The organism is Kitasatospora sp. NA04385, assembly GCF_013364235.1.
GTDB lineage: Bacteria > Actinomycetota > Actinomycetes > Streptomycetales > Streptomycetaceae > Kitasatospora.
Map to the genome: position 1 here is coordinate 3,913,757 of NZ_CP054919.1, position 11,989 is coordinate 3,925,745.

The window sequence follows — 11,989 nt, forward strand, 5'->3', positions numbered from 1 at the left end:
ATGGCTTATGGAAGCCCGAATCCCCCTGTCAAGGAATTCGGTGATTCCCGCACAGAGGAATTCCCGGTGTCAGCAATTCCATTGCCATGGCCGCCTGTTGGGGAACGACTCCGTTGCCGAGGGCGGTCAGTTTCGCAGATCTGGAAAGCCCTGTGATCTGCGTCACCCACCCTTCTTCGAGGCCCATGACCCATTCCACGAACTCCGGGGTGAGGCGCCCTCGCGAATCCACCGGGGCCGGTGCGGGGCGGGTCACGTACTCCCATCGGGCGATGGCGGCGGTGTACTCCCCCCAGCGGCCGACTCCCCCGGCTTCGAGGCCCACATCGGCAGCGCCACCTGCGACAGCGGCGGCCGGAAGCCCCCGCCGCCGCGGCGACCCGGCGTCCCGGCGTCGCCGGCCCTCGGTGTCGGCAGCATCCTCGCCGCGGCGCTCGACATCGTCAGGTCGCCCCGGCTCCCGCGCCGGTTCGGCCCGCCCTTGGCCCTGCCGGACGCGCGCGGGGTCGGCAGCAGGTGCTCCACCAGGTCCGAGAGGTTCGGGCCGTGCCCGCCCGCCCTGCGCAGGTCCGGATGCTGACTGCCCCCGATCGTGCCCAAGTTGGAGGTGGGGGTGAGCAGCAGCACCACATGCCCCAGGCTCTCCCGGCGCGTGTCCGGGCCCTTGAAGTCCCGGGCACTCGGCGTCGGCAGGCCAGGCGGTGAGGAAGACGCGCTCGCGGCGGTGGGGGGCTCCGACGGCGCTTGCGGGTAGCACCTGCCAGCGCGCATCGTACCCGCGCAGGGCCAGGTCTCCGAGTACGGCACCGAGTGCCCGCAGAGGATGCTCAGCTCCTGTTTCTCCCAGACACCACGGGCAGAATTCCACGTCGCCATCGGCTGCCGGGGAATGGGCGGCGGTGGACAGGAGGCCGCGGACGTTTTCAAGAACCACCAGGCAGGGTCGGAGAGTTGATATGGCGCGGGCGATGGTGTGCCACAGCCCGGAACGGGTGCCCTCGGCCAGGCCGCGCCGGGTGCCGGCCACGGAGACGTCGGTGCACGGGAAGCCGGCGACGAGCACGCACACCGGCTCGACGGTGCGGAAGTCGACCGTCTCGATGTCGCCCAGGTTCAGGACGCCCGGCCAGTGATGTTCGAGGATCGCGGCGGCGGCCGGGGCGGGGTCGGCGTGCCAGGCGATGCTGCCGCCCAGGACGGCCTGGACGCCTAGGTCCAGGCCGCCGTAGCCGGAGCACAGCGAGCCGATCCGCGGCCCCGGCAAGTCGGCGCTCACCGGGTCCGCCCCGACGACGAGGCGGCCTGCACCGCCGGGGCAGCGCTGTGCGGCGCGGTCGCCGAGACGATCCGCGCGGGCTTGGCCCTGGCGCGGGCGGCGCTGGCGGCCTTCGCCCCGGCGGGACGGGAGTTGAGGGTGCGCAGCACGTCCGGCTCGGGGCCCGACAGGTTGCGCGCGACGCGCACGGTGGCGCTGGCGGCCTCCTCGATGACGGTGCGGGCGTCGCTCAGCGCGGTGCGGAAGAGGGCCAGTTCCTCGGCGGTGGCGGCCCGGCCGCGTCCTTCGACCTGGACGGCGGCCACCAGGGCGGGTGCGGCGACCAGGTGCGCGCGGGCCGTCAGCACCGCGGCCCAGGCGTAGGCGACGCCGGCCCGCTGGTGGGCGACGGCGTCGACAGAGTCGCGGTCGGCGCCCGACATCGACGGTTCGCTCTCGCCGAGGAGGTGGTCGTGGAGCCGGACGAAGCCGTGCAGGTGGTCGCTGACGGTGCTGGACGGGGGGATGGCGGGGAGCTGGGCGAGCTGCGCGATCCTTTTGCCGTGGTCGCGCAGCATATGGGCGGTGGCGGCCAGGATGTCGGCCTGGACGTGGAGGGGGAGGTACAGGTGGGGCTCCGGGGAAGCGGGGGATCCCGGTCGCGGGTGGTCGGCGACAGCGGGTGGGAGGAGGTGGCCTCGCGCTCCGGCGGGTGGGCAGCCGGGCGGGGCGGGCAACGCCGCGGACGGTCAGCGGCGCGGGAAAGGTTTGGACGTCTCGGGGGCGGGCGCCGCGGTGTCGGCTGCGGGGGCCGGCGCGTCCTCGGGTGCCGGGCGGACGGCGGAGCGCAGCTGGGCGGCGGCGCGGCGCACGGCCCCGTACTGGTTGCGGGGGCCGTCCGGCCGTCCGGCGAGGTGGTCGGTGTGCAGGTGCAGGCGCCGGGCGGCATCGCCCAGGGCGTCGCCCACGGACCGGTGCGCATGCTCGGCGAATCCCAGGACCAGCGGGGTGGGCGGGCGCTCCCGGCCGTCCGCGTCGATGGCAAGTTCGAGGATCTCGCTCAGGTTGTACGAGGCGAGGGCGACGAGGCTGGCAGTGCGGGCGGCGGCCGTGGCCTCGCGGCGGGCCGTCTCCGCCACGTCCGGGGCGGCGAACGGGTCTCGCGGGTGGGCGGCGACGGCGACGGCCCGCGCGTGTAGGGCCTGCAGGGTGGCCAGCTGCTCGACGGCGAACTCGCAGGACGGCAGGCGGAAGGGCTCTCCGGGACGGGAGGGCCAGGCGGCGACGGCGGCGTCCACGTGTTCGGTGAGGGCGAGCAGTTGCTGCTGGCGGTCGGTGAGGCGGGGCAGGGCGGGCTCCAGATGGTGGGGCCTCAGCGGCCCCGGTGCAGGGGGGTGACGGTGGCACCAGGGGCGGCCGGGGCATCGGGGGCGGAGGTGGGGGGCGGGGTGCTGACGATCGCGGACCGGGTCGTGGCGGCGCCGCGGGTGGCGCGGCGACGGGCCAACTCGGTGACGGCGGGCAGCGGGGCGGGCAGCGGGGCGGACGCGATCCGGTCGGCCGCCTCGCTCAGGAGGCGGGCGGCCTCGGCCACCGCTTCGTCCGCGCGGGCGAGGGCCTCGCCGACCTGCGGGGGCCGGTCGGATCGCGGGTCGAGCAGGGCGGTGGCGGTGCCCGCGATGTCGGCCAGGGCACGGGCGGCGTGCTCGGCCGCGCCGGTCAGCGCTGCCAGGAAGCCGCGGTCTGCGGCGGGGTCCGAGACCCTGAAGAGGTACTCGTCGGTGAAGTCGGCGAGCACCGACGTCAGGTGGGTCATGGGCCAGGCGGCCTCGGCCGCCCGGCCCAAGGCCAGCACCGGGATCAGCGTGCTGCGCACGGACTCCAGCCGGTAGGCGGTACTGCGCAGCAGCGCCTGCGGGTCGCTGTCGGGCAAGGCGTTGTTCTCCGATCCGGGTCAGCGGTGCGCGGCCTTCGCGGCCGCGGTGCTACTGGGGGTGTCGGGCGTGCCGGTGGGCGGCGGCGAGGAGACGATCCGGGTGGCGCCGCGGCGGCGGGCGGCCTGGGCGGCGCTCTCCGCGGCCTCGGCCATGTACCCGTTCGGCACCATGACCAGGGGCTGGGCCAGGTAGCGGGCCTGCTCGGCCAGGTAGCGTGCGGCCGTGCCGTTCGGGTCAGCCAGCGCCTCCTGCTCGCGTTCGAGTTCGCGTCTGCGGGCCTGGGCGAGGCCGCTGCGGGTGCGGCGGATCTCGGTGATGGTGTGGGAGAGCAGCGCGTCGATGTCGGTGAATCGCTGTGCGACGCGCTCGGCCAGGCCGGGCGAGTAGAAGTGGCTGCGGATGTTGCCCCGGGTGCGGGTCTGGTTGGCGAGAGCGCAGGAGTTGTCCAGCAGATCGGTCATCCGCTGCAGGGCATCGGCTGCTCGGGTGGCGGCGAACTTGGGGCCCCAGTCCTCGCCCACGTTGAGGACCCGCGGTCCGGGGCTCTGCGACAATTCGGCCCGCAGCCCTGCCGCTATGGCGATGTAGGTGCCCAGGTCGGCGATGTGCTGCGCCAGCAGAGCGGGCCTCTTGGCCGGTGGGCGGCGGGCGGTGCGCCGCACGTCGCGCCGGATGTCGGCCAGCCGGTCGGCGAGGTCGGCCAGACGCTGGATGTCCTCGATCGCGATGTCGCTCACCGGCGCCGCCCGCCGTGGTCGACCGCCAGGCCCTGCGCGGCGGCTACCGTGGAGGCCGATCGGGGGCGCCGGGCAACGGCGGCGGGCTGCGGCACCCCGAGGCGCGGGAAGTCCTCCGCGGCCGTGGCAACCGCCCGCATGCCGGCGATCAGCGAGTTGTAGGCGATGGCCGCGGAGTTCAGGACCTGGCACGCGAGCTTTTCCTCGCCGTCCTTGGCCTGCGGGTCGCTGGGGTCGGCGTCCGCGGCGCTTTCGAGGGCAGTGGCGCCCTCGATCGCTTCGGCCAGGTGGCGGTTGGCGTATGTGGCGTACTGGCGTCCTGCTCGAAAGCCCCGGGCGGCGATCCGCCCGACCGGGTCGGTGGCGAGGCTGCCGAGTTCGTCGAGGCGGATCGTGCAGTGCCGCATCACGGTCATGGCCCTCTCGGCGGCCTGGGTCAGGGACTCGGAGGTGGGGACAGTGGGGTGGGCGGGGATGGACGGGTGGGAGTTGAGCGTGAGGGCCAGGTGGTGGAACACACCGCGCAGGTCGGCGATCTCCCTGGGCAGGTCGGCGGGTGTGGGGGTGGTAGTGGGGATGGGGGTCTCCGGAGGGACAGGGGTGGCTAGCGGCGCGGTGCGGCGGCGGGAGCGGGGAGGACGGAAGCCGTGAGAGGGGCCGCGGCAGGGAGGGCGGATGCCGCTCGGGCGGTGGCGGTGCTGCGGGCGACGGCGGCGCGGCGGCGGGCCGGGAGGGCCTCGGAGTGGCTGGTGCGGGCCTGCAGGCGCAGGCCGTCGCTGGCGTCCGCGAGGGCGAGCCGGGTGCGCGACAGCGCCATGTTCAATCCCAGGCCCGCCCGTCCGCGGACGTTATCGGCGATCGGACCTTCGAGGCCGTCGACCTCGTGGAGTCGGGCGGCCATGGCACCGGCCCGGCTGACGGCGGCCAGGGCTTGGGCGATATGGGCTCCGGCGTCGGCGAGCGCCCGGGCTGTGGCGCGCTGGACGCCGGTGGCCAGCGGCGCCCGGGCCAGGGCGACAGCGGTGCGCATCACCACCTGGTGGCGCTCGCTGATCCGCTCAGCGTGGACCAGGAGTTCCTCCACCGAAGGCGGCCCCTGCTCGCGGTACGCGCGAGGCAGGGCGGCAGCCAACTGGTCGACGGTGTCGGCGTGGGCCCGCAGCCGGGTGGCGGCCGGGGTGGGCGGCCGCTGCGGCGGGTCGATGTGCTGCTGGGTCAGTACGTGCTCCTGACGGGTGCTCGGGCAGGGGCCGCCCGCTGGGCCGGTGAAGGCCCGGCTGCGGGGCCCGCTGCGGGCTGCGGGGTGAGGGTGCGGGCGCGGGCGGCGCCGCGGCGCACCATGGCGGGGTCGCCCCGGGCGGGCGGGCCGTCGTGGCCGGTCACGGTGCACCAGCGGTCCTGGACGGCTTCGGCGCCGCGGAGGGTGTGCAGAGCCGAGCCGAGCAGGCGGGCGGCGGGGACGGAGGCATCCATCGCCAGCAGGCGCACCGCTCCGGCGCGGGAGGCGGTCGTGCGCAGCAGGGAGGCGCGCAGGACCTGCTCGGCCCAGTAGCCCGGCTCTCCCTGGTAGCCGGCGCGGGTGAGGGTGCGCACGCGGTCGGCGGTGAGGGCGCCGTCGGTGAGGGCGCCGCGGTGCTGGACCTCCCACAGCACGGTCAGCGGGTCAATCGGCTCGCTGCGGTGGCCGAGGGCGGCCAAGGCCCGGTAGACCTCGCGGTGCCCGGCGTCGAGGAGGTCTCCAGGGTGCAGCCAGCCCACCAGGTCCGCGAGTTCGCCGGGTGCGGCGCTCAGTGAGGCGAGCAGCGCCTCCTCCTGGTGCAGGGTCTGCCTCGCCGCGGTCTCGGACAGCTCCGTCGGCCACGTGCCCGGGGCGGGCAGCGGGCGGGCATCGAGAGCGCCCCAGGTGTCGGCGAGGCGGTCGATCACGGCGCGCAGGTCCGCAGTCAGCCGCAGCACCGCCTCGGGCTCGGCGTCGGCGGTGCGGGCGGCGGCCAGCAACCGGTGGGCGTGCTCGTGGACCTCCCGCCGCACCGCGCTCTCCAGCACCATCCGGCCGTAGACAGCGGCGTGCTCGGAGGCGGGGCAGGCCGAGATCAGGGTGTGTCCGTAGGAAGGGGCGAAGGCCGGGCAGGCCGCCGCGGCCGCTCCCATCGCCTCCAGCGCCCACGCCCGCCGCGCCTCGGCGTCCTCCCCGACGAGCGCCGGGTGGCGCGCCCGCTGCTGGGCGAGTAGCGCGTCGAACAGCGCCGCGTGCGCGGGCCGGTAGAAGTGCTCCGGCCTCAACCAGCGCGCAACAGTGCCTAGTTGATGTGGTGCGAGGAGCAGTGCGCCGAGGACGGCTTGCTCGGCCTCCATCTGCGGGGTCACCGCCGCCCCGCCGGCCGGTGCCCGCTCCCCCGGACCTGGGTCGGGGCCGGGGAGGCGGCGGGGCGGTCGGGGGCGGGCGTCGAAGAGGACGCCGGGGAGGAGCTCGTCGCCGCGGCGGCACGGGTACCGTCGGCGGCACGGGGGCCTGCCAGGTCTGCGGTGATCTCCGTGTCGATGTCGTCCAGGTCCTTGGCGTGCAGTCTGAACGCCGTCCCCTCGCCGCGCCCGGCCTCGTCGGCGCGGTCCGCCACGCAGGTGAGCACGTCGCGGAGCCTGCGCAGGGCGCTCAGTCCGGCGGGCAGGCTGAACGGCGCACTGTCGGCGGCTTTCCACTCGCCCGTCAGCGGGAGCAGGGAGGCATGGATCTCCTGCGCCACCTCCCTCAGGACTTCCGCGTGCTCGAAGGCCCGGCCGGCCAGGACCGCGGAGTGGGTGGAGCGGACGTGGTCCAGTCGGCGGGCCATCGCCGACAGCGCCCCCAGGCGGGCGGCGGCCGCGAACTGCGGGGCGCACGGCAGCGCGAAGGCCGCGGTGTAGTCCTCCACGGCGTCGCGCAGCCGATCCGGTCGCAGGCGGTACGCCTGCTGGTTGAGCCGGTCCAGTTCGCCGTCGCGCACGTCGCGGGGGTAACGGCTCTCGTCAAAGGTGCCGTGCTCCGCGAAGCCGAACCAGTTTGAGGCGACCGCGCCGGCGCTCGGGGAGAGGATGCTGACCTGGATGCCGGACCACGTGTCTTGGCGGATGGTCTGGGTCAGGATGGCGGTGACGGTCATGTCGCCGCGCCGGGCCACCTGCTGGACACCGGCTACGGTGCCGTCGGGCAGCGGGCTGATCAGGCGCAGCGCCTTGGCCCGGTCGACCGGGGTGCGCCAGGGATCCAAGTGGGGTACCTCCGGGTGGGATGGGGAGACAGAGAGGTGCGGGCGGGCCGGAGGCGGCAGCTGTTCCGCAGGGCCGCGGGCAGCGGGAGGGCCGCTGGGTTCCGGTGCCCGAGCCCGGGGCGTGAGCTGGGCGGGTGCGTTCACCGCGTGAACCGCCGCGGGGTGCTGGGCGGTTGGAAGGCAGCGGGCGCCGCAGCGGGCCCGGTACTCCGAGGAGCGGCGGGGAGTCCGGTGGCCGGGTCGGTGGCCGGCAGCGGGGCGCTGCCGCGCGCGTCGATGCGGTAGGTCCACTCCTGGGCTTCCTTCTCGGTCCGGAAAGCGCCCTCGCCCAGGGTGTAGACGGCCCGTAGGCGGTGGACCGTCTCCAGCTGCACGACGTAGCGGCGCTCTGCGGCACGGGGGTGGTTGTCCAGCAGCAGCACCCAGTGGGCCTCACGCTCTCCGTCCGTAGCGTGCTCGGAGTAGGCCATCTGCCTGGTGAGGATCTCGTAGCGGTCGCCGGAGCGGCGGATGCGGTCCTCGATCGTCCGGGTGCGAGCGTCGCCGGGCCGCGCGTACCAGTAGTGGCTGGCCGAGATCAGGCCCTCAGCCTGGCAGTCGTCACCGCCGGGTCTCCGGCTGTAGGGGTTGGCGGGCAGGGGACGGTAGCGGGCGAGGGCGTCGGGGTCGGCGCCACGCCGCACGAGCCAGTGGCCGGCCCACCCGTAGGTGAGGGTGTGGGCTCTGCGGACATGGCAGGTCCGCTTGTCCAGGTCGCGCCGGACGTGGATGGCCACCGCGCGCTCATCCGCCCACGGCTCGCCCATGGCCAGCTCGTTCCCGGCGATGATGAAGTGCTCGCCGTCGGAGTTCTGGTCAGCCGCGGCCACCACGTAGTGCTCGCTGTCGAACCACAGGTCGCGCAGGAAACGGCCGCTGGCCTCGTCGGCAGACTTCCACTGCTGGTACAGATTGTCGATCATCTCGACGAAGTTCACACGGCCCCCCCGGACCTACAGGAGTGCGAGGAGCGGCCGTCTTCGGGGACGATGGGGGTGCGCCAGGGATCCAAGGGGGATACCTCCAGGTAGGGGTGAGGAGACAAAGGACGGGGCGGGCCGGAGTCGGAGCCATGCCGAGGAGCCACGGGCTGCGGGCGGCAGCGGGGCGGCCTCGGCCGCGCCAGCGCCCAGGAAGTGTCTGGCGAGACCAATCGGCTGTGTTCACCGCGTGAACCGCCTTGGAGTGCTGGGCGGTTGGAAGGCGGCGGGCGCCGCAGTGGGCGCGGCGATCCGTGGAGCGGCGGGGAGTCCGGTGGCCGGGTCGGTGGCTGGCAACGGGGCGACGTCGCGCGCATCGATCCGGTCGACCCACTGCTTCGCTTCCTTCTCGGTCTGGAACCCGCCCTCGTCGAGGGTGTAGACGGCCCGTAGGCGGTGGACCGTCTCCAGCTGCACGACGTAGCGGCGCTCTGCGGCGTGGGGGTGGTTGTCCAGCAGCAGGACGTAGTGGGCTTCGCGCAGATCGTCGTCGACGGCATTCCCCGAGTAGGCCATCTGCTGGCCGAGGAGCCGGTAGCGGTCGCCGGAGCGGCGGATGCGCTCCTCGATCACCCGGGTACGGGCATCGGCGGGCCGGGCGTAGCGGTAGTCGCCGGCCGATATCAGGCCCGTGGCCTTGAAGTCGCCCCACCCGTACGGGTCGGCCGGGACGGGCCGGTACTGAGCGAGGGCAGCCGGGTCGGCTCCGCGCTGCACGAGCCAGTGGCTCGCCCACGCATAGGTCATGGCGGCCTGCTCACGGGCGTGACAGATCCGTTCGGCCGGGTCGAGCCGGAGGTGGATTCCTGTCGCCCGCTGTTCCACCCACGGCATGCCGTAGGCCAGAACGTCCGAGACCACGATGAAGTGCTCGCTGCCGTCGCGATTTTGGCAGCTGGCGACCGGCTCGTACTGCTCGGGGTCCCACCAGAGGTGGCGCAGGATCGCGGCGCCGTGCTGGTCGGAGGCGGTCCATTCCCTGCACAGGTTGTCGATCATCCCGGAGAAGCTCATACCGGCTCCCCGGAGCGGCAGGAGTACGGGGAGCAGCCGTCCTCGGGCCCGAACTCTTCGCGGTCGAAGGCGATGCGCTCCTGCGTGCCGAGGCGTTCGCGGCGGGTGCGGTGGTCGATGGGCGCCTCGGAGAGCGGGACGCGGGAGCGGTGCAGGTACGCCTGGCCAAGCAGCGGTCGGCCGTCGGCGGTCGCCCGCGCGTTGCCCGTGCGGATCGCGGCGTCGAACTCGACGACGTCGGCCCACTCCTCGGGGTCTCCGTCGCGGATCGCCCTCCATTGGGCGTTGCCGTGGAACGGGCAGCCCAGGCAGCTGGACTTCGGGGTGCTCTCCAGCCCGTGTTCGGCGAGCAGGGCCAGGCAGTCGCCGCGCGAGAGGCCCAGCTCGATCAGCGGGAAGCGGTTGCGGGTGTAGCGGACGTCGGCGTCCTTGGCCCGGTGGAACTCGTCCGTCGAGATGCCGATCCACTGCTCAGCGAAGACCGCCGACGGGATGCGGGCCGGGTAGGGGTATCCGAGGAGCGCCCTGACCTGCTGCTTTATTGGTTTGATCTTATATTCGCCCGTACACTGACGACGTGTCATACCGGGGCTGCCGTCCTGGTTGAGGACGTAGAGCGGCATGCTGGCGAAGCGGTGGCCGGGGTCGAGGGCGTCCGACCTGATGTTGCCGGAGGCGACCCGCAGGATGGGTATGCCGGCCGGGGCGGCGATCTCGCGCTCGATGCGGTCGAGGTGCTCGTAGACGCGCTTCGGCTCCCAGCCGGTGTCGGCGAAGATCGCGGCATCCAACTTGGGCAGTTCTCCGAGGGCGGAGAGCAGCAGCAGGGTGGTCGACTGCACGCCGGCACCTAGAGAAAGCGTGCGCACGGTCGGCACCGCGGGGGCCGTGCCGGAGGGGGCGGGGGTGGGGTTCACGCGGCGGCCCCTGCCTTGGCGAGGGCCCGTGCGGTGATCGCTGCGGTCTGCGCGGCGGACGCCTTGCCGATCCCCGCGGCGCCGGGCTCCTTGTACCAAGGCCGCAGTTGGAGCAGGGCGGGCTTGATACCGGTGGCCAGCAGCAGGGCCTTGCCCTTGGGCAGGGCGCGGATCTGGTCGGGCGGCAGGATCCGCTCCTGCCGCATCGAGGTGGAGGTGGAGCGGCCCGACTCCGAGGTGGAGTGGGAGACGCTCTCGACGTCGTGCTCGCCCACCAGGCGGCTGAGCTTGTCGGCGAAGTCGGCGTCGTCGATGCCGCTGCCCAGGACCTTGATCGTGGCGGCGGACCACATGGCGTCCATGCCCGCCTCGCCCCAGCACTTCTGGCCCTGCCGGTAGGACTGCAGGATCGTGATCGGGATGACCCCGCGCGAACCCAAGTGCGAATACAGATCCGGGAGATCCTGGATCTTGCACACGTTGGCGGCCTCGTCGAGGATGGCCAGCAACGGCGGGTCGAGCCGGCCGCCGTCGCGCTCGGCCTGGACGACGGCGGAGCGCATCACGGAGTCGGCCGCCGCGGCGATCAGCGCCGACGCCGAGCCGCCGCCGTCCTTGGACAGCAGGAACAGGGTGTCGCGACTGGAGGCGAAGGCCGACGGCTTGAACTCCGGCAGGGTGTCGGACGGGGTGACCCAGACGGCGATGCCGGGGTCCAGCAGGCAGGCCGCGTACTGACGGGCCGTCTCGTAGATGCCGTCGCGCGTTTCGACGGCGCCGGAGACGGTGCCCTGCAGCTGGGCGGCGATGGCGGTGAGCCCGTTCGCCTTGAGGAGGTCGATCGGGGTGCGGTCGGAGGGCTGGGCGAGCCACCCGAGGACGTCGGTGATCGGCCTGCCGTCGGCGCCCGCCGCGAGGAACAGCGCCGTGAGGGTGTTGGCGGCGGCGGTGGACCAGAAGTCGGTGGCGTTGGAGGCGTCGACGCTCGCGGTGACGAAGTGCCCGGCCAGACGGCGGGCGCCGGGCAGGTCGCGGGCGTCGTGCAGCGGATCCCACCACATGGCCTGCTCGGTGTGGGCGATCTGCTGCGGGTCCATCGTCCACACGCGGCCGACGGCAGAGCGGGCATCGACGGTCGCGGTGAACGCGTCGCCCGCCGCCTTGTTGGAGGTCAGCAGGACCGGGCCGGGGGCGGACAGGATCGACGGCACCGCCAGGCTGGTCGTCTTGCCGCTTCGCGGCGCCATGATGGCCACGGCGACGTCCTCCCAGGACGCGCGGACCTCCGGGCCGCTCTCGCCCAGGGTGCCGAGCAGGATGCCGGTGTCCTGGGGGCGGATGCTGCCGGGCTTCGCCGCGGCCAGGCTGGGGCGCAGGCTCTTGGCCTTCGCGGTGATCTCCTTGGGCAGCAGCACCGCGAGGTCGCGGCTGGTGGCGAGACCGGCGGACTTGGAGCGGCGGCGCAGCCACACCCGCAGGCCGAGGGCCGCGGCGGCGACGGCGAGGAGGCCGGGGGCGATCCGGGCGCCGAGCAGGAGCGCGACGGCGCCCAGGGCGGGCCAGGTCTGCTGCGGGTGCAGGGCAGCGGCGATCGGCTGGAACGGCGCCCAGCTGCCGCTCCCGGCAAGGGTGTTGGTGGTGTTGCCGCAGACCCAGGCGAGGGAGCCGTAGGCGATCAGCGCCGATCCGGCGCCGATCAGGGTGTAGAGGAGGGCGTCGGTGCCCGGGGACGGGGACGGTGAGGAAGGGGAGGAGGGGGGCAGTGGGGGTCCTTGCAGGGGAAGCCGGACCGCGGGAAGCAGCACGCGGTCGGCGCGGGGAAGCCGCAGCGCGCGCGAAGACAGCGCGGTCGGCGTGGGGAA

Annotated in this window: 13 protein-coding genes; all 13 read right to left on the reverse strand. The window is 74.0% G+C overall.

Features of this window, described 5'->3' with window-relative positions:
• Positions 1-28: 28 nt before the first annotated feature.
• A complete protein-coding gene (locus tag HUT16_RS17435) occupies positions 29-1,276 on the reverse strand; it encodes a DNA cytosine methyltransferase (RefSeq protein ID WP_254897845.1) in 1,248 nt (415 codons plus the stop codon).
• On the reverse strand, positions 1,273-1,833 hold the full coding sequence (locus tag HUT16_RS17440) for a hypothetical protein (protein ID WP_176189088.1): 561 nt from the start codon (positions 1,831-1,833) through the stop codon (positions 1,273-1,275). Before HUT16_RS17440 ends, HUT16_RS17435 begins: the two co-directional genes overlap by 4 nt.
• A gap of 171 nt (positions 1,834-2,004) precedes the next feature.
• Positions 2,005-2,553, reverse strand: a complete 549-nt coding sequence (locus tag HUT16_RS17445; protein WP_176189089.1) for a hypothetical protein — start codon at positions 2,551-2,553, stop codon at positions 2,005-2,007.
• Between the two features lie 74 nt (positions 2,554-2,627).
• A complete protein-coding gene (locus tag HUT16_RS17450) occupies positions 2,628-3,188 on the reverse strand; it encodes a hypothetical protein (protein ID WP_176189090.1) in 561 nt (186 codons plus the stop codon).
• 21 nt (positions 3,189-3,209) lie between these two features.
• On the reverse strand, positions 3,210-3,929 hold the full coding sequence (locus HUT16_RS17455) for a hypothetical protein (RefSeq protein ID WP_176189091.1): 720 nt from the start codon (positions 3,927-3,929) through the stop codon (positions 3,210-3,212).
• The gene (locus HUT16_RS17460) at positions 3,926-4,447 is read right to left on the reverse strand and encodes a hypothetical protein (protein WP_176189092.1); all 522 of its coding nucleotides are present in this window, start codon (positions 4,445-4,447) and stop codon (positions 3,926-3,928) included. The genes HUT16_RS17455 and HUT16_RS17460 overlap by 4 nt, the downstream gene beginning before the upstream one ends.
• An 86-nt stretch (positions 4,448-4,533) precedes the next feature.
• A complete protein-coding gene (locus tag HUT16_RS17465; protein WP_176189093.1) occupies positions 4,534-5,061 on the reverse strand; it encodes a hypothetical protein in 528 nt (175 codons plus the stop codon).
• Between the two features lie 83 nt (positions 5,062-5,144).
• Positions 5,145-6,284: a DnaB-like helicase N-terminal domain-containing protein gene (locus HUT16_RS17470; protein ID WP_176189094.1), complete on the reverse strand. Its 1,140-nt coding sequence runs from the start codon at positions 6,282-6,284 to the stop codon at positions 5,145-5,147.
• A gap of 8 nt (positions 6,285-6,292) precedes the next feature.
• Positions 6,293-7,177 carry a hypothetical protein gene (locus HUT16_RS17475; RefSeq protein WP_176189095.1) on the reverse strand — a complete coding sequence of 295 codons (885 nt, stop codon included), beginning with the start codon at positions 7,175-7,177 and terminating at the stop codon, positions 6,293-6,295.
• Between the two features lie 140 nt (positions 7,178-7,317).
• A complete protein-coding gene (locus HUT16_RS17480) occupies positions 7,318-8,139 on the reverse strand; it encodes a hypothetical protein (RefSeq protein ID WP_176189096.1) in 822 nt (273 codons plus the stop codon).
• A 240-nt stretch (positions 8,140-8,379) separates the two neighbouring features.
• Positions 8,380-9,195, reverse strand: a complete 816-nt coding sequence (locus HUT16_RS17485; RefSeq protein WP_176189097.1) for a hypothetical protein — start codon at positions 9,193-9,195, stop codon at positions 8,380-8,382.
• Between the two features lie 11 nt (positions 9,196-9,206).
• Complete coding sequence (locus HUT16_RS17490) at positions 9,207-10,037, reverse strand: hypothetical protein (RefSeq protein WP_176192721.1); 831 nt, start codon at positions 10,035-10,037, stop codon at positions 9,207-9,209.
• Between the two features lie 86 nt (positions 10,038-10,123).
• Entirely contained in the window at positions 10,124-11,890 is a 1,767-nt protein-coding gene (locus HUT16_RS17495; RefSeq protein ID WP_176192720.1) for a type IV secretory system conjugative DNA transfer family protein, read from the reverse strand.
• Between the last annotated feature and the right edge of the window lie 99 nt (positions 11,891-11,989).

Coding starts and splice junctions, on each gene's coding strand:
- HUT16_RS17440 (WP_176189088.1), bottom strand. CDS start 1,833: ATGCTGCGCGACCACGGCAAAAGGATCGCGCAGCTCGCCCAGCTCCCC.
- HUT16_RS17470 (WP_176189094.1), bottom strand. CDS start 6,284: ATGGAGGCCGAGCAAGCCGTCCTCGGCGCACTGCTCCTCGCACCACAT.
- HUT16_RS17480 (WP_176189096.1), bottom strand. CDS start 8,139: ATGATCGACAATCTGTACCAGCAGTGGAAGTCTGCCGACGAGGCCAGC.
- HUT16_RS17485 (WP_176189097.1), bottom strand. CDS start 9,195: ATGATCGACAACCTGTGCAGGGAATGGACCGCCTCCGACCAGCACGGC.